General features: G+C 35.2%; 16 protein-coding genes. 4 read left to right on the top strand and 12 right to left on the bottom strand.

Going from position 1 to position 18849, the window contains the following annotated elements:
* Positions 1-72: 72 nt before the first annotated feature.
* From coaD to HF969_RS07420, 8 genes are all read right to left on the bottom strand, one after another.
* Positions 73-564, bottom strand: coding sequence for a pantetheine-phosphate adenylyltransferase (coaD, locus tag HF969_RS07455; protein ID WP_090290225.1), 492 nt, complete (start codon positions 562-564; stop codon positions 73-75).
* A 5-nt stretch (positions 565-569) separates the two neighbouring features.
* Complete coding sequence (gene rsmD, locus HF969_RS07450; RefSeq protein WP_090290224.1) at positions 570-1133, bottom strand: 16S rRNA (guanine(966)-N(2))-methyltransferase RsmD; 564 nt, start codon at positions 1131-1133, stop codon at positions 570-572.
* A gap of 8 nt (positions 1134-1141) precedes the next feature.
* Positions 1142-1504 (bottom strand): YlbG family protein, encoded by a 363-nt coding sequence (locus HF969_RS07445; protein ID WP_090290223.1) that lies wholly within the window; start codon positions 1502-1504, stop codon positions 1142-1144.
* On the bottom strand, positions 1501-2772 hold the full coding sequence (locus HF969_RS07440; protein ID WP_168427185.1) for an FtsW/RodA/SpoVE family cell cycle protein: 1272 nt from the start codon (positions 2770-2772) through the stop codon (positions 1501-1503). The genes HF969_RS07445 and HF969_RS07440 overlap by 4 nt, the downstream gene beginning before the upstream one ends.
* A gap of 199 nt (positions 2773-2971) precedes the next feature.
* Positions 2972-3574 carry a superoxide dismutase gene (locus HF969_RS07435; RefSeq protein WP_090290221.1) on the bottom strand — a complete coding sequence of 201 codons (603 nt, stop codon included), beginning with the start codon at positions 3572-3574 and terminating at the stop codon, positions 2972-2974.
* Positions 3575-3676: 102 nt separating this feature from the next.
* The gene (typA, locus tag HF969_RS07430) at positions 3677-5506 is read right to left on the bottom strand and encodes a translational GTPase TypA (RefSeq protein WP_090290220.1); all 1830 of its coding nucleotides are present in this window, start codon (positions 5504-5506) and stop codon (positions 3677-3679) included.
* A gap of 15 nt (positions 5507-5521) precedes the next feature.
* Positions 5522-6295, bottom strand: a complete 774-nt coding sequence (locus tag HF969_RS07425) for an inositol monophosphatase family protein (protein WP_090290219.1) — start codon at positions 6293-6295, stop codon at positions 5522-5524.
* Positions 6296-6304: 9 nt separating this feature from the next.
* Positions 6305-6580 carry a UPF0223 family protein gene (locus tag HF969_RS07420; protein WP_090290218.1) on the bottom strand — a complete coding sequence of 92 codons (276 nt, stop codon included), beginning with the start codon at positions 6578-6580 and terminating at the stop codon, positions 6305-6307.
* Positions 6581-7831: 1251 nt separating this feature from the next.
* Here HF969_RS07420 and HF969_RS07415 point away from each other — a divergent pair.
* From HF969_RS07415 to HF969_RS07405, 3 genes are all read left to right on the top strand, one after another.
* Positions 7832-8131 (top strand): lactococcin 972 family bacteriocin, encoded by a 300-nt coding sequence (locus tag HF969_RS07415; RefSeq protein ID WP_090290217.1) that lies wholly within the window; start codon positions 7832-7834, stop codon positions 8129-8131.
* A 97-nt stretch (positions 8132-8228) separates the two neighbouring features.
* Positions 8229-10259 (top strand): DUF1430 domain-containing protein, encoded by a 2031-nt coding sequence (locus tag HF969_RS07410; protein WP_090290216.1) that lies wholly within the window; start codon positions 8229-8231, stop codon positions 10257-10259.
* Position 10260: 1 nt separating this feature from the next.
* Positions 10261-10905 carry an ABC transporter ATP-binding protein gene (locus HF969_RS07405; RefSeq protein ID WP_090290215.1) on the top strand — a complete coding sequence of 215 codons (645 nt, stop codon included), beginning with the start codon at positions 10261-10263 and terminating at the stop codon, positions 10903-10905.
* 557 nt (positions 10906-11462) lie between these two features.
* Here the strand turns inward: HF969_RS07405 and HF969_RS07400 are convergent.
* The gene (locus tag HF969_RS07400; protein ID WP_090290245.1) at positions 11463-12095 is read right to left on the bottom strand and encodes an ATP-binding cassette domain-containing protein; all 633 of its coding nucleotides are present in this window, start codon (positions 12093-12095) and stop codon (positions 11463-11465) included.
* A gap of 1341 nt (positions 12096-13436) precedes the next feature.
* On the opposite strand from HF969_RS07400, the gene HF969_RS10065 reads away from it, so the two are divergent.
* Complete coding sequence (locus HF969_RS10065) at positions 13437-14846, top strand: MATE family efflux transporter (RefSeq protein ID WP_168427184.1); 1410 nt, start codon at positions 13437-13439, stop codon at positions 14844-14846.
* Between the two features lie 120 nt (positions 14847-14966).
* On the opposite strand, the gene merB is transcribed toward HF969_RS10065, so the two are convergent.
* The 3 genes from merB to HF969_RS07375 form a co-directional block, all read right to left on the bottom strand.
* Entirely contained in the window at positions 14967-15530 is a 564-nt protein-coding gene (merB, locus tag HF969_RS07385; RefSeq protein ID WP_090290214.1) for an organomercurial lyase, read from the bottom strand.
* A gap of 126 nt (positions 15531-15656) precedes the next feature.
* Entirely contained in the window at positions 15657-17063 is a 1407-nt protein-coding gene (gene lpdA, locus HF969_RS07380; RefSeq protein WP_090290213.1) for a dihydrolipoyl dehydrogenase, read from the bottom strand.
* A 7-nt stretch (positions 17064-17070) separates the two neighbouring features.
* Positions 17071-18780, bottom strand: coding sequence for a dihydrolipoyllysine-residue acetyltransferase (locus HF969_RS07375; protein WP_090290212.1), 1710 nt, complete (start codon positions 18778-18780; stop codon positions 17071-17073).
* Positions 18781-18849: the final 69 nt, after the last annotated feature.

Below are 18849 nucleotides of genomic sequence, written 5' to 3'. Positions count from 1 at the left end.
GAAAAATGTATAAAAGCGCTAAAAAACCTTTATTGTTCTTGAACAATAAAGGTTTTAAAACTATTTTAACTATTATTTGTTTTGCATTTTTGCAAAAAGAGCTTGAGCTACATTTGGAGGCACCATTTGAGAAATATCGCCGCCAAAATGTGCGATTTCTTTAATTAAACTTGAGCTTAGATAACGATATTTTTCATTCGCCAATAGAAGAATCGTTTCTAGACCTGCTAATTGAGTTCGGTTAACCATTGCAATATTTGCTTCATATTCAAAATCTTGTGCTGAACGGACTCCACGTATCAACGATGTTGCTTTCGTTTTTTGATAATACTTAGCAATCAAACCATCTTTTAAATAATCGATTCTAAGATTATCAAAACCTTGCGTCACTTCTTCTATTAAATCTTTACGTTCTTCTACAGTAAAGACTGTCTTTTTAGTTGTGTTTACGGCGATTAATACAATAACTTCATCAAACAACTTCGTAGATCTTTCAATTAGATCCAGGTGACCATATGTAAGTGGATCAAACGAACCAGCAAAAATACCAATCTTATTAACCATCACCTTTACACCTTCCCTTGAAATTCATAAATCTGAACGACTGTGATACCATATTTTTTATGTTTTAGTTGTACGAATCCAGGAATCTCATTTAAAACATGCTTTTCATCTGCTTCACACACCACTAAGCAGTGTAAATTTAATAATTCATTCTTAATCAACCAATTCAAATCTTGTTCGACTTGGCTTTCAGCATAAGGTGGATCCAGAAAGACAAGATCAAAACGTTGCTTACTTTGCATGGCCCAATCAGACAACTTTGAACGATTATTTCCACCCAAAAGGGTGAACTTATCCTCTTCCCTAGTCATTTTTAAATTTTCTTTGATGGTAGATAGGGCTCGACGATCTTTTTCACATAACACCGCACCAGCCATCCCCCTAGAAACTGATTCAATCGCTAAAGCACCTGAACCAGCATAAAAATCCAAGCAGAATCCATTTATTGGTAAAGCTGTGGCTAAAAGATTAAACATCGATTCTTTGATTTTATCAGTTGTTGGTCGTGTATTCTTACCCGGAACAGCCTTTAGCGGTCTTGACCGATAGTTACCTGCTATGACTCGCATCTATCCACCTACTTCTTCTCTTTTGCTTCTTTAGGATCGATTTCATGAGCAAGATCTTTAAAGAACTCATCAAATGATACTTCTTCTTCTTCTTTGTCTGGCTTAAGATCTGGATCGATACGATCAGCTATTGCATCTTTAAAGGTCATGTCAATATCATCTCGATAAGACAATTCTACTTCACGAACGAAATTCAGCTTTCGTAAGGAAGAGAGCGTCTCATCCAATTGAGAATCGTTAACATACATTATTGCATATTTTAAGCGTTCACTAATATGATGAACACTGCCATATTTTCTTAATTGTTTCCATTGTTTAAGCGTATATAACCAAACAATGATTGATTTTCGTTTCACTGGTTCAAATGTCATTGAAGTCCACCTTTCATTTTGGAAGTCTCAAAACTTCTTTTTTCTTGCATTCGAGCTTCCTCACTCACAAATTTTTGAATAATCCCTATCATTAATAAATTAACCATCATACTCGTCCCACCATAAGATACAAAAGGAAGAGTGACTCCTGTCAATGGAATTAAACTCGTTAACCCCCCTATATTTACAAATGTCTGCACAAATAATAGGATGGCGAAACCTGTAATACAAATACGGTGAAAAAGCTTGGTCATTCGACTCGCTAGTTGTAATAAATAGAAGCCCAATCCAAGTAATAAAATGATTACAACTGATGCACCCAACAAACCTGTTTCTTCAGCTATGACTGATAAAATAAAGTCTGTATGAGCAGCTGGTAGCATTTCTTTAACAACTCCTTGGCCTAATCCCACACCCAATAATCCTCCATTTGCAATCGCTTTATAGGATTGAATAACCTGGTACCCAATCCCATGCTGATAGTTAAAGGGGTTGATAAAAGAGCCTAGCCGCTCAAAAATGTGTCTACCCGAATCAATCAAGTCATCTGCAAAATATTTTGAAAAAAGATAGAGGGCGACGGCAAACAGTATAAAGCCCATTAAAGAAATGATATTTTTTTTCTTATCGAAATAGAACATCATAAATAGAGAATAAGCACAAAAGATAATGAGTGCTGTTGTTCCGATGTCTGGCTGTTTAAAAATAAGGGCTCCAGATATGACCATTAAAACAAAGGGAAGGATTACATACCAAAAAGAAGATTTTTCTAAGGCTATAAGATAGGTTCTTCTAAAATGGATAATTAAGCGGCTACAGGTGATTACCATAGCGACTTTAAATAACTCTGAAGGTTGAAAATTAAAACCAGCAAGATTGATCCAAGAGGAAGCTCCTCCTCCTTCTTGTCCGAAAAAAGTAGCATAAAAAATTAACACCATCGTCAAAAAATTTAAAGAGTTAATTAAAAAAATATTAGTAAACCATCCATTCGGAATTATTCTTATGAACAGAACCAGACAAAAACCAAGCAAGATTGAAATACCTTGTTTTTTTAGCATACCCAAAGGATCTTGGGACATTGTCGAAGAAAAAACAGCCAGTAAAGATACGAGTAGAAGTGCAAAAACAATTATCATTAAAATTTTATCGCCTTTACTATATAATTGAAAATTATTTTTGATAGAACTTATGAAGCTCCCCCTTTTTTTCGTTCCCGGTTCTGATTCATCTTGGAAAGGAGCTAAATGATAAACTTTATTTTCCATAAATATTCCTCTCTTATTCGCTAAAAACATTATAGCATAAAGGGCGCTCACTGGGTATTTATCAAAAAGCACTTATGCATAGGTGATTACAGCCAAAATTAAAAAATCACTTACTTTTCTTCTGCCTAAGGCTTTGAAAGTAAGTGAAAACTATAAGATTTGTTTGAGAAAAGGCTTATGTCCTTATTGAAACTAGTCTTTATGCTGAGAAGCGTTCTGCAACTTTATCCCAATTAATAATTGACCAGAAAGCTTTAACATAATCTGGACGTCTGTTTTGATAATTTAAGTAATAAGCATGTTCCCAAACATCCAAGCCAAGTAATGGTGTTAAACCATCTGTTAAAGGATTATCTTGGTTAGGTGTGCCTAAAACTTTAAGTTTGCCACCCTCTTTTACTAACCAGCCCCATCCAGATCCGAACTGACCCGTTGCTACTTTTGTGAAATCTTCCTGGAATTTTTCGAATGAACCAAAATCTTCTTCAATCTTTTTAGCTAGATCACCAGAAGGCTTATTTTCTTCTTTTGGTGCTTGAAGTGATTCCCAGAACAATGAGTGATTATAGTGGCCTCCACCATTATTACGTACAGCTGTTTGAATATTTTCAGGAAGCGATTTTAAATGCTTAATTATTTCTTCAATCGATTGCTCAGCATACTCTGTTCCTTCAATCGCAGCGTTTAGTTTATCAACATATCCCTTGTGGTGCTTCGTATGATGAATCTCCATTGTTTTCTGATCAATGGCTGGTTCTAAATGGTCATATGCATACGGTAAATCTGGTAATTCAAACGTCATATTTATTCCCCCTAATTTCATTGTTAATTACATCTTATCACGGGGAAAATAGTAGACAAAGAAATATGCTTACCCGTTATTTCACAAACTATACTATTCGTTTTATTTTTTATTTTTTTTCGCTTTTTCACGAGTTGATTTGTCTAGTATGCGTTTACGTAGTCGGATTGACATTGGTGTTATTTCACAATATTCATCATCCGCCATAAATTGAATAGCTTCTTCTAAAGTCATTTTCTTAGTTGATTTAATGACAGCCGTTTGATCTTTGTTTGCAGAACGCACGTTTGTCAATTGCTTAGCCTTTGTGATATTAACTGTTAAGTCATTTTCACGATTATGTTCGCCTACAATCATTCCTTGATAGACTTCAGTTCCAGGCTCTACAAAAATACTTCCACGATCTTCTAGATTCATAATGGAGTATGTTGTCGCTTGACCACTGTCAATCGATACTAACGTTCCGTTACGTCTTTGACCTAATTCAACATTGATTACGGGACGGTATTCATCATAGGTATGGTTCATGATTCCATAACCCCTCGTTAAGGACATAAATTCAGTTGAAAAACCAATTAAACCACGTGCTGGTACAGAGAAGACTAAACGAATTTGTCCATTACCAGAGTGTACCATGTCAGCCATCTCACCACGACGATTACTAATTGCTTCAATGATGCCACCCATATATTCTTCAGGGGTATCAATTTGTAAACGCTCAAATGGTTCTGATTTGACGCCATCAATTTCTCTAATAATAACTTGTGGTCGAGATACTTGGAATTCATAGCCTTGACGACGCATATTCTCAATTAAGATCGATAAATGTAACTCCCCACGTCCAGCCACCTTGAAAGTGTCTGGCGAGTCTGTTGACGTAACATTTAAAGAAACGTCTGTATGCAATTCTTGCATCAAGCGGTCTTCCAAATTACGGGCCGTCACGTATTTTCCTTCACGACCAGCGAATGGAGAATTATTTGTTAAGAAATTCATTTCTAGCGTAGGCTCATCGATATGAAGTAAAGGCATGGCCTCCGGATTATCAACTGAAGCAATGGTTTCTCCCACATAAATATCATCCATACCAGAAATTGCAATTAAGTCGCCCGCCATTGCTTCTTTAATTTCAATTCGGTCTAAACCAAGGAAACCATATAATTTTGTAACCCGGAAATTCTTCTTAGAGCCATCAATCTTAATAACTGTTACTGCATCACCAACTTTAATCTTGCCACGGAAAACACGACCAATTCCAATTCTACCGACAAAGTCATTGTAATCTAGCATGGTTACTTGACATTGCAAAGGTTCATCTGAATTATCAATTGGTGCAGGAATATGTTCAATTACTGATTCAAAAATTGGATCCATGGTGTTTTCTTGGTCTTGCAAATCACTCGAAAGCGAAGAAGTTCCATTAATAGCTGAAGCATAGACAACTGGGAACTCTAATTGATCATCATCTGCGCCTAACTCAATCAATAGGTTAAGCACTTCATCAACAACCACCTCCGGACGAGCCGATGGCTTATCAATTTTATTAACAACCACTAAAGGAGTCTTACCTTCTTCTAAGGCTTTCTTCAACACAAAGCGTGTTTGAGGCATGGTGCCTTCATAAGCATCTACTACCAAGATAACGCCATCAACCATTTTCATAATTCGTTCTACTTCACCACCGAAGTCTGCGTGTCCAGGCGTATCCATGATATTGATCCGTGTTCCTTTATAATTAACTGCAGTATTTTTGGCTAAAATAGTGATACCACGTTCACGTTCTATATCATTTCGATCCATAGCTCGGTCATCGATTTGAGCCCTTGCATCTAAAGTATCTGATTGCTTAAGCAATTCATTCACCAAGGTTGTTTTACCATGGTCGACGTGGGCAATAATTGCAATATTTCTTATATCATTTCTTATTTTCATTAAATTCTCCTAATTTTATTTCAAATTGATTATCTGTAATACTTCCTCATAAACTGCAGCGTTGCAAAAGATACCGGGATTAGCTGTTAAAAGATTTAGAGCTTTTCCATCAGGTTGACTATATTTAAATCCTAAAGATTCTAAAATAGCCACCCCCGCTGCAAAATCCCACGGCATCAGTCTACTTGCTAAATATAAAGCTGATTCCCCTCTAATAACGGAAATCATTTCATAAGCCGCACAGCCATAAGACCTAGATCCTAAGGAAGCACCTAACAAGGCTTGACTATTGAATTGGTTTCCAACTAAAATGTGGGCGTTTGTCACCATCAGTGATTCCGCTAGGGAATTAATCTTTAATGGTTGCAGAGGACGATCATTTAAATAGGCACCTTGTCCTACGATCCCATAATAAAGATCTGTTTGCATCACATCATAGATGTAACCCGCTAATGGCTGGCCATCTGCATAAATGCCAATCATGATGCCGAAGAAACGGCCTTGCTTAACAAAGTTTAAAGTGCCGTCAATAGGATCAATAATCCATATAACTCCTCGAGTATCTTCGATGGAGTGACCCTTTCCTTCTTCGCCTAACACCCGATGATCCGGATAGTGAGTATTAATTTGTTGGGTTAAATACGCTTCAACTTCTTTATCCATCCGTGTAACTAAATCACTAGCGTTGGTTTTTTCTTCAACCATTAAATTGGTATTCAACGAAGCGATCAATGAGTCCCCAGCTGTTTTTAACCAAGATATAACACGCTGATGTAACTGAAAATCCATATTAACCTCCTAAGGCATTTTTAAAGTTTGAGATTCTTTCAATGTTTTAGCTTTTTGCATACATCGATAGATAGAGTATCCCGAAACAGTTTGAAATTCACGATCAATTTGTTTTTCTTCACTTATCGAATTGACAATTTCTTTAAATGCTCGATACTTATCTTTAATCCGTTCTACTTTAATTCCTGTTTCATAGGCGGATTCAACAGCTGCTAAAAATTCAACAACAATCGCAATTTCTTGACTCGACCAATCTTCATTCAATGGATAGGAATAATTAGACATCTTATTGCACCTCCAACAAATTCATTTCGGTTATAACTAATATAACGCATTTGTCCATAAATTAAAAAGTATTTCGAATATAAAACGTTTTCTAAAAAACTAGAAGCTATCTTCCATCAAAAAAGCTGACCCAAGTTGGCATATAAAAATATTTAAAGTCAAAAAAAAGACCTTAAAAAATAGTGAAGATCTACTTTTCTAGTGAAAGGAATGAGATCGTTGACTCCAATAGTTCTTTAAAATTTTGCTTAGGGTAAATTAAATGCGACTGCTGATTAAAATGCTCAAGAACTTCGATAGGTGTTCGTCATTTGTCCTTATCATCATTAGTATTGCCAATCATTATTTGATAGATTCTTTCTAAATGATCCTGCTGGTTTATTACGAAGAAATTTGTCCTGATGCAGAACTAGCTCTAAATTTATCCATTAACCTTTGAATGCTACTTATTTGATATGTTTAATCATTCTTTAAATAAGGTTAAACAATTATATACATGCCATATTTTGATTCAGCTGAAGCGGATGAAATCCGACAGAGATATTGACAACATTTTTTGATGCTAGGATACCGATTTTAAGAGGCAAAAATCTAACAAGTTATTTAAAAGATCATTTTACATAGCAACAAATCAAAACATCGGTATAAGTGATCGAATATTTCTGAACTCAAAATCTGCTCAAATTCGATGTTTTGAAACCACCAAATATTAAGTATTAATGAGATACTGTTCTGTTTGCAACGTGTATTTTTATATTAAATTTATTTATCTGTTTCTTGATATGTCAGAGAGACATAATACTCCGTTTGAAATAAATTTTGTAAAATCTCTTTCCCTTTTCAGACTATTCTGAGCGCTGAGCCATACTTTTCCGATGGACAGCCTATTTTTAGAATTGCTAAAAAGGGGAGTTATTTGTTATAAGCTCAGCTATTAAAGTCAATTTAGTAAGAATAATTTAATAAAAAAGGGGGGTAGACCGTAATTTGGAAATTTGATAAAATATTATTAATGAATTATTAATATTTCCTAGGCTCACTGATGGTGGTAAGAAGCTTTTTATCTGTTTGGATGAAAAAAGAAGAATTGATAACATTTATTTATGCTATATCTAGACTACAGATCATTGAAAGTATCTGTTCATTTGTCTCACTATGATTTATCCCTAAGTATGCTCTTTAAATATTAAGAAATATATATTGATATTTTGTTAGTAGAGGATTCTAGAGAAAAAGATAAGGAGAATTAGAATGAAAAAGATTACAAAAACTATCTTAGCTTCAAGTGTATTACTTTTATTACCACTGACTGTTGTTAACGCTGGGATATCATATAAAGGTGGCACTTGGGCCACAGGTGCAAACCACAGTTTTAATAATTGGGGAGCTTTTTCAAATTATTTTCATCCCACTCGATATCACGCTTCCTCTGTTGCGAGTCTAAAAAATGGAAACAGCGACTATGATGAAGCTGTAGCATCAGTACCTTCAAAAGCCTTTATTAATACCTCAGTTGGAGAAAGAGTTGACTTTTGGGCGGAAGCTTATTAATTATTAGCTTGATAGAACTAAGCGATGGGTATCTATCACTTAGTTCTATCATTACTTATAGGTTAATGAGTTATTGTTTTAGAGAGGAAGGTATCCTGTGAAAAAAATATATATTACCTTATCAAATTTAATCATGTTACTACTGGTGATAAATGTTATAAATTTTTCTTCTGAGATATTTACTTTTTCTCAGTATCCAGGGGTTCAAATCATAAATTTTGATCAAAATATTCAGCGTGCTAAATTTGAGTCAGAATTACAGGATTTTGCATTACAACATGGAATTCTCATAGGTCGAAGAATAGTAGAACCTAATAAATCTGGTCAGACAAAATTTACTTATGCACTATACGGTAATAAAGAATTGCCCCATGAAATAATTAAAGCAAATAATGAAAGTATTCAAAATAGTGATTTAGCAGCGAGTTATTTAGTTTTTGAAGGGGCATCATCTCTATCCACACTAAAGGAATATTTTGAAGAATATGGAGCTAATGCAATCGTTATTCCTGCGACTAGTTCTTTTCAAAATGCAAAGAATTTGTACTTACATTCCTCTGTCATCATCACGCTAGCAATTCTGCTGTTAACTTATTTTTCACTGACTTTAATACAAATTATAAAAAAAGCAAAAGAAATAGCCATTAAAAGAATTTCAGGTGCAACTACAAAGAAAATCTATCACCAATTGATCTATCATGATATACGCTATGTTATCATTATGATATTTATTACAACCTGTCTTTCAGGCCTTTTGCTAAAAATAATAGAACATTCAACTTGGTATCTTTTTAGCATAACATTTTATTCTTTACTAATCTTTAATAGCATCATTTTGTTTTTAAATCTTTGTTTGAGTCTAATACTTTATATCTATACTGATCAATACAGGCTTTTTTCAATTATAAAAGGAAAATTACCTTATCGTTTTCTGCTAATTTTCATGCTATTCGGTCAAGTGTTTTCTGTATTTATTTTAGGCTATACGATCGATCAATCTTTAACCCTTGCGGATTCACTACATACTCTCCGGAAAGCTTCTAATAAATGGGAAGGTAATGCTGAGTTATTTGATATTAAATTTGGGCTAGCGCCGTTGATGAATTCTTCTAAACATAACAAACAATCCTTCAAAAAATGGTATTCTTTTACCCAAGAAGCATTAAATGAACAGGATGCTTTCTTTATAAAAGTACAAAATAATGGTTTGGAAGTAAATGAATTTTCTGATCCTGCTCCAATTCAAGATGCTAACCTATTTAATAAAGTAATTTTTGTAAGTCCGAATTATGTCAAGAGAGAAAAATTTGATTTATCTGAAGAAAGAATTGAAAGATTTAATCATTTAAGTCTAGGAGAATTTGGTCTTATTATTCCAAGAGAACTTCAAGATTCAAAAAATCAAATTGAAAATTACTTTATGGATTATTTAACAACGTTCAGTCGTGAAGGAGTCGAAAACGATTCTAAAATATTATATGATGTAAAGCCGATTACTTTTTTTTCTGATCGTTTGAATTCCGTGTTCTTGTACAATACAGAGAATTTTTCAAAAGAGACTGTTTCAAATCAACAGTATCTATCTCAGCCAATTATTGTTGTAATGTCACCTGAATCTACCGGTAGCACTTTGCCTTCATATATGCATTGGATGATTAATGCCGCTAAAAACATTAAGTATACAGGTTATGATGAAACAATTAGTCTTTTAAAAAAATATGATTTATATTCTAAAATATCTTATTTAGTTAATTCAAGACAAACATACTTGGAGAAAATGACTAATTATAAAACTAATTTAGTCACTCATTTGTTTGCTTCCTTTTTCGCATGTTTATCCTCATTATTACTTTTCATTTGTATGAATCAAGTTTATTTTAACCAGTTCCGTCGTGATATTTTAATAAAGAGAATCTCAGGATTAAACTTCTGGCAAAATCATCAAGTTTATCTTGCATTGCAATTAATGATTTTTATAATCGCTTTTGGTTTATCAATGATATTAGCTAAGCATAAAGTTAGTGTTTTAATCAATATAATCATCTTTTTGTTGATAGCTTTATTATCCCTAGTATTCCAAGTGAAAAAAGAAAACCGCCAGTCTTTAACCCTCTTGAAAGGAGCCTAGCATGATTCAAGTAACTAATCTTCATAAAAATTTCGGCCAACGTCCCCTATTTGCTGACTTGAATTTGAACTTTGAAGCTGGCAAATCCTATGCCCTAACCGGTCAAAGCGGGTCGGGGAAAACCACATTATTGAATATAATTGCCCATCTAGAAGTTTATGATCAAGGACAGATCCTATTCCAAGGCCAAGATCTCAAATCGATTAAAGACTTAGTCTTCTTTCGTGATTATTTAGGTTACCTCTTCCAAAATTTTGGCTTAATCGAGAATGAAACCGTTGAAACCAATCTAGATTTAGGTCTGATCGGAAAGAAGCTAAGTAAACAGGACAAAAAGACTCGAATGCATGAAATCTTGGACCAAGTGGGCTTAAATTATTTAAAGTTAGATCGCAAGGTTTTCGAGTTGTCGGGTGGAGAAGCCCAACGAGTCGCACTTGCTAAGGTAATCTTAAAAGACCCGCCTCTCATCCTTGCAGACGAACCGACTGCATCGATTGACATTGAAAACGCTAAGGCTATCATGAAAAAACTCCTCTCTCTCAACAATGATAATCGTGTTATCATCATTGCCACCCATGATCCTTTAGTTTGGCAAATGGTTGATCAAGTAGTGGATTTGAATGTGTTGCATCAGAAACATTAATACGAACAGTCACTTCTTTAATGTTTCTACCGCGAAAGCCAAATGAATTCTTCTCTGTAATGAATATGAACTATTTGAAATAATTATGTGATTATGAAATTTTTACTATTATGCGATAAGATTAACCTATGGTAATCACCGATTGCCAATAATTCTGGTACAAATCATGTCAGGCAAATTAATAGCATCGATCTACTTCTTTTTAAGTGAGTACTTATTTATTGCCAATGCACTTTTATCTCACACAACCATTTGCCTCACAAAGCTAGCAGTGTCGGATAATTCTTACGTGTGGCCGATTGCAACTTAATCTATATCTGTTCTACTGCTAGCTTCTCGATTGAAGAATTTCATCGCACTTTTTACTAAATCTGCTATTTTTTTAAAGACCAAGTATGATGTGACCCCCAAAAGTTAGTTTTTATCTCTAACTTTTGGGGGTCACATCAGTAACATTTGGTCTTCTCTAGCACTTAGCTTTGCCCTACCCTCTATAGTTGACAAAGAGCTAACTATTCAAACTAATTCACTAATCGTTATATTATTCTTCCCCAAAATTAATGAGAACTTATTGCCATTCCCAATCGATCCATGGAAACAATCTCATCAGCCATTGTCCAAATAGATGGATTATGCGTAGCAAGGATAATGAGTCTATTCTCATCTCTCAAGGAGAGCAAAATATCCATAATCGCTTTAGCTGTCTCAGGGTCAACGGATGCAGTAGGTTCATCCGCTAAGATAAGAGGAGAGTTTTTAAGAATAACCTTAGCTAAAGCAACACGCTGTGATTCTCCTCCTGATAATTCAAAATTTTTCTTATTGAGACTTAAATAAGAGAGACCAACACGCATTAAAGCTTCTTTTTCCTTCTTGTGTTGCTCAGTTTTACTAATTTTTTGACCAATTAGACAGAGTTTTAAGTTTTCTTCAATCGTCTGACTTTCTATGAGACCAAAATTTTGAAACAAATACCCCAACTCCTGACGGAAAAAATCACTCGATTTATACTTGCTCAACTCCTTATTCCGAAAGGAAATCGTTCCATCATAACTTTCAAGTTTCCCCATCCTATTCATAAGCGTTGATTTACCACTCCCACTTGAACCAATCAAGGCATAAACCTTATTGGCTCCAAAGGTTAAAAAGAAAATCAATAAGCCGATGAGTTGAAAGCCATTACTAAATATGGAGGCTAGAACGGTGACCCCAGAAGGAATAGCTGGAGAGAGTCTAGTCAATCTTGTATCCTTTAATGATGTTTTTAATAGATCTAGATCTAAATTTCCCTTAAAGATAAAATAGTTAGTCAGTACACTACTCGTTTTAGCTGCTTCCCTTGATTTTTCAGTGAGACCTTCTGGTAATTTTCCAGTTCCAAAAGTGGTATATGAAAAGACGGGCTTTCCGTCTGCTCCAGGTTCTTGGTGCTGAATGGAAATGAGACTATCTATTTCTTGTGCCAATAAGGTTAAATGTTCTGCCACCTTCTCAAAATCAGCCTCAGAAGCAGCATCAAATACCGAAACATTTGGATAATAATATGAAACATAAGTATCTCCCCAAATGTTAACCACCCATACCAAAAAGAGACCCACCAATAGATTTGATAGAATAATGAAAATCCGCTTCATATGCACCCCTCATTTTTAAAAAGCAGGACTCATCCCGCCCAAGCTGATTAATCATCAAAAAATGCTATGTAAAACTTGATAAAATTTTAAAATCCTATATTAAATGAAACTTTTTTCACCAAAGTTTGTTTTGATAAAAGCGTAAGAAGCTAACCCTGCATTATCATAGACGAAAACTTGATTATTCCGCCTTTTGCTTCCAAGATAAGACCAAGGCTATTTGTAATATTTGCCACATTAGTAAGCGTCCAACAAATATAAATTTCATTTTTAATTGTTCCAAATCTCAACAATCATTCAATATCACACTTTTAAATTGTATATCAACATTCAATTGAGGGTATGTCAGTTATTTATATGAATACTTGATTAATCAACTTTTTTATGTTTAATGTGTCATTATGTGAGCAATCTCCTCCCATGATCCGTTCATTACTAATTGACTCTTTACGACATAACTAGTCTTTCGCTAGGAAGAACCTAAATTATAAAGAGGCTGTGATGTCCGTCTCAATTACTCTTCATTCAATCGCTAGTGCTAAAAAATGATCAGAAATTAAAAAGATTGTTAATAAAGGAATTCCGACTATATACTTCCAAGATAAAAGAAGATCCACTAGGGTAATTCCTAGTGGATCTAGTCAAAAAATCGCAGGTTTGGATGACGGCCTCTTGCAACTGTTAATAATCGTCTTTTTTATTTTTCACAATCTCCAAAACTTTTGTGGCATCCTCTTATTTGTTAGACCCAATTACTTTAAATCAAAATAATCATTAACTAAATTTCGCAACTTATTTATGATCCATCCTTTTAATTTACCTCTAGGATGTTTTATGGTATACTGAAGAATCGATCCTACAACTTGCTTATAATTCGATAGGAAAGGAAGAAACTTTGTGACACAAACTAACCAATCGATTAAAACTCTCTACAAGCATAACCCTCTTGAAACTGAACCCGTCGCAAAGCTACTCAGACAATTTGCGATTCCCAGTATTATCGCCAACCTTGCCAACTCCCTTTATAATATAGTCGATCAAATCTTTATTGGACAAGGAGTCGGTTATTTGGGGAATGCGGCAACCAATATCGCTTTTCCGATCACAACTGTATGCTTAGCGATAGGACTGCTCACAGGAATCGGAGCCGCTGCTAATTTTAATTTAACTATCGGTCGAAAAGACTACACAACTGCCCGAAATACCCTTGGTACTGCTTTTGGATTTTTACTTTTATCAGGATTTACTCTAGCTCTTATAGTCTTTTGGCAAGCGGGGCCACTGATGGCATTTTTTGGAGCTACTGAAAAAGTTTATCCTCTGTCCGTTCAATATGTGCAAATCATTGCCTTAGGCATTCCTTTTTTTATGCTGGGCATTGGCGGGGCAAACCTCGTTAGAGCAGACGGTAGTGCAAAGTATTCTATGACAAGTATTCTCATAGGAGCAGCGATTAACATGGTATTAGATCCCCTTTTTATCTTTGTCTTTAATTGGGGCATTCGTGGAGCTGCTTGGGCAACCATCATTGGTCAAATAGCCTCCGGACTTTTTATACTTGCCTATTTACCTCGATTTAAACAAGTAGACCTTTCCTTTAGCGAAATTACTATTCAATTGAAAGAACTTTGGCAAATCTTTAAATTAGGCATTAACGCGTTGGTCTTTCAATTATCAAATACTATTGTTCAAATTGTACTCAATAATACTTTGAAGTTTGTCGGAGCTAGCTCTATCTATGGAGCAGATATCCCAATTGCAGCTGCTGGTATTACCATTAAGATTAATACCTTGTTCATAGGAGTTGTGATCGGAATTGTACAAGGTGCGCAACCTATATTAAGTGTCAATTATGGAGCGAAGAATTATCTGCGGGTGAGGGAGACCTTCAAATTAGAAATGAAAGTATTAGCTGTTTTTTCGTTGATAATGTTTATTATATTCCAGACCTTAACCCGCCCCTTAATAAGTATTTTTGGTAATGGTGATGAATTATATTTTACTTATTCGGTTCACTACCTACGTGTTTTCTTATTTATGACGGTTATTACAGGGTTACATATTGGAATGGCAAATTTTCTTTCAGCCATCGGTTATGGCTTTAAGAGCGCATTTTTAGCGCTCAGTAAACAAATCATCTTCCTGCTCCCTCTGATTCTCTTTTTAGGGCATACCTATGGGGTGGAACAAGTTCCTCTAGCAGCCCCTCTAGCTCATGGGATGGCTTTTGTTCTCGCCATCTATTTCATTTATCGACAGTTCAAATCGATGCCGTCAGAAAATATTGTAACGTTTACCGCAAAATAGAATTACAATTAGCATTTAAATTATAATTTATTCGAAAAATAAAAAACCCCCTGTTTATTTAACAGGGGGTTAAAAATTGCATTTTAGCTCTCCAAATTATACATGAAAGTAAAAACACTTTTAATTACTAATGAATAGCCTTTGTGCTACGGCGTTGGCCTCGTCTAAATCTAAAATTTGGAAAGAACATTTAAGACAGTTTTTATTCAAGTATCGAACGATATTATCTTCACTTACAAAAAAATGAATAAAAGGACAACATTCTTTATTGCAATCTTTCTTCTTACATACATTTTTATATAAAATAAAAACGGTTTGCTTATTATGATTAATTATTTTATCATTATTCATTTCTAATTTTATTTTTTCGCCCGTGAATTCATCTTCTCCTTCAATCATAATTTGGGATTCTATTGTGTGATATAGCCCGAGAGCATCGATTGCACACATTGCATGTACTGGTTTGTCACTCTTTTGAGTATATACTTTTTTATTGGTCTTCTTTAAGGATAGAGGATAGAGGGTTACCACTTCATCCTCTTCTAACACCATTACCTTTTTATCAATTAAAGGTTGGTATTTTGGCTCTCTAAACAGTCTTCGATCAGGATTTTTGCAAATCATATTTATTATTTCCAGCCTTAATTTTCTCTCTTCTTTAGTTAAAGTATTAGTAAAATTCATAAGAGTACCTTTCTATAAATAGTAAATATTACTATTTATTATACATAAAAATACTCCTTTTGAAAATGTTTTTGAATAAAAAAATAACCCTTGATAGATCAACATCTATCAAGGGTTATAAGGGTATTACATATGAATCGGCATACCAAGAGCTGCTTCAGCTGCATCCATTGTTGCTTCACTTAAAGTTGGGTGAGCATGAACGGTTAAAGCAATATCTTCTGCATTCATACCCGCTTCAATTGCGAGAGTGATTTCAGCTAATACATCGGATGCACTTGGACCTGCCACTTGTGCACCAATAATAACATCATCTTCTTTTCTTGTAACTAGACGCACAAAACCATTATAGTGATCTAAGGCTACTGCACGACCGTTTCCTCCAAATGGGAATTTGATTACGTTCACTTCAATACCCGCTTCTTTAGCCGAGTCCTTAGTGTGCCCTGCTGAAGCTAATTCAGTATCTGAATAACATACAGACGGCATAGCTTTATAATCTACAATATCTTTACCACCAGAAATTGCTGATGCAGCAACTTTTGCTTCAAATGAAGCTTTATGGGCTAACATTGCACCTGGAACAATATCACCAATGGCAAAAATATTAGGATTTGAAGTACGTCCTTGGTTATCAACTTTAACCAATCCACGCTCATCTAATTCAACACCCGCTTGTTCTAAACCGCAGTTATCAGTGTTTGGACGACGTCCAACAGTAACCATAACGTAATCTGCTTCAACTTGAACTTCTTTACCTTTGCGTTCATAAGTAACCACCACGCGGTCGCCTTTTTCTTCAGCCTTTTTAGCCATAGCATTCGTTACAATTTCAGCGCCTAGAGCTTTAAGGTCTTTTTCAACAAGGCGTGTCATATCTTTCTCAAAAGAAGGGATGAATTGTTTAGAGCCTTCTAAAATAGTAACTTTTGTTCCTAAGTTAGCATATACGCCACCTAACTCTGTCCCAATAATTCCTCCACCAATAACAACTAAATCTTTAGGAATTTCAGGTAAGTTTAATCCACCAGTCGAATCAATCACACGGCCTTTAAATTCAAATCCTGGAATTTGAATTGGACGTGATCCAGTTGCTACAATTGCATTTTTGAAAATATATGTTTGAGCTTCTTCACCGTTGACAACACGAAGTGTATCTTTATCAGAGAAGAATGCTTCCCCTTTGATAATCTCAACTTTATTCTTCTTAAGAAGCATTTCAACTCCAGAAGTCATTTTAGCTACGACTTCATTTTGCTTCCAATCTTGAGTTTTCTTCCAGTCAATCTCTACATTTGAAGTAGAAATACCAAATGTTTCACCATGTTTTGATTGGTGATATACGTGACCTGCTTGGATTAAAGCTTTTGAAGGAATACAACCAACGTTTAAACAAACGCCTCCAAAGTATTCTTTTTCTATAATAGCCACTTTTTGGCCTAACTGAGCAGCACGAATTGCAGCTACGTACCCTCCGGGTCCAGCTCCAATAACGACTGTATCTAACTCCATTGCGAAATCTCCAACTACCATTTAATCACTATCCTTCCATTAATAATAGTTCAGGGTCTGCTAGGAAGCGTTTCACTTCATTAAGCGCACGCTGTGCAGTTGCTCCATCAACAATACGGTGGTCAAAGCTTAGTGATAACTTACATACACGTCCCACAGCTAATTCGCCTGCTTCATTGACAACTGGTTGTTGAACAATGGAACCGAAGCCTAAAATTGCTACTTCAGGATGATTAATGATTGGGCTGAACCATTTACCCCCAGCTGAACCAATATTTGAAATAGTAATCGTTCCTTCTGTCATTTCTGACATAGGTAATGAACCTTCGTGAGCTTTATTTGACAGCTCAACAATCTCACTAGCGATTTGGAACATATTTTTAGTATTAGCTTCTTTAATGTTTGGAACGTATAGTCCACGATCTGTATCAGTCGCAATACCTACATTATAATAGTTTTTGTAAACAATTTCACTAGAAACATCATCAATTGAAGCATTTATTACTGGATACTTCTTGGCAGCTGCGATTAATGCCTTAACAACATATGGTAAAAAGGTTAGTTTAACGTCTTTTTCCGTCGCAATGGCTTTGTATTTCTTACGATGTTCCCAAAGTTTAGAAACTTCAACTTCATCAAATAAGGTCACATGAGGCGCAGTATGTTTCGATTCAACCATCGCTTTAGCAATAGCATTACGAGTTCCAGATAAAGCTACTCTTTCTTCACGTTCTGTTTGGCTAGAGCTAAAGGCTTTAGGTTCACTCGCATGCACAATTGGTGAAGTAGTTTCAGATGAAATAGGTGATTTTTCCGCTGGAGCAGCTTGATTATCACTTTCAGAACTTGTAGATACTTGAGCATTTGGATTAAAGTTTTGAATATCCTCAGCTGTTATTCGGCCATTTTTACCTGAGCCTGGCACACGCGTGATATCAATTCCTTTATCACGAGCAAGTTTACGAACAGAAGGCATTGCTAATACACGACGATTAGTAGCTTCTTCATCCGATAAGCCATTAACCTGAGGTGCATTTTCAACTACAGAGGTTTCAATTGAAGGATTCTTTTCTGCGGGAGCAGCAGCATCGTCATACGAATTAGCAATTGCTTCTCCTTGTTCTTCTGCAGAACCTGTCTCTTCTTCTTGGCCATTATGTTCTGGGGAATCGATTTCCACAAGCACTTGTCCTAACTGAGCAAGTTGGCCTGCTTGAACATGGATTTTTTTAATTGTCCCTGTTACTGGTGAAGGTAATTCCTCAACCGATTTATCATTTTGAACTTCGACTAAAGTGTCATCTTCTTTAATAGTGTCACCTTCTTTAACAGACCAAGAAACGATTTCTCCTTCCATAATTCCCTCTCCTAAAGCTGGTAACTTGAATTTAAAGAATGATCCGTTAGAAGCTCCGGCCGTATTTGATTTAGTAACTGATTTTTGTTCAGCCGGTTCAGCAGGAGTTTCCTCAACTTCTGGAGCTGTTTCCTTTTCGTATCCAGGTGCATCAATTTCAACAATAACTTGACCTAATTGAGCAATTTGTCCTGCTTCAACATGAATTTTTTTGATTGTTCCAGCTACTGGAGAAGGTAATTCTTCGACAGACTTATCATTTTGAATCTCAACAAGCGTATCGTCTTCTTTGATGGTGTCGCCTTCTTTTACAGCCCATGAGACAATTTCACCTTCCATAATCCCTTCGCCTAAAGCTGGTAATTTAAATTGGAATGCCATATATTTATATCTCCTTTTCTTCACTTAACTAGAAAGCAAGCAGATGAATCATCTGCTTGAACTCTTTTA

Origin of the sequence: Facklamia miroungae (genome assembly GCF_012396555.1) — a bacterium.
GTDB lineage: Bacteria > Bacillota > Bacilli > Lactobacillales > Aerococcaceae > Facklamia > Facklamia miroungae.
Note: the sequence above shows the minus strand (reverse complement) of the source record. Positions and strands in the feature narration are given on the sequence as shown.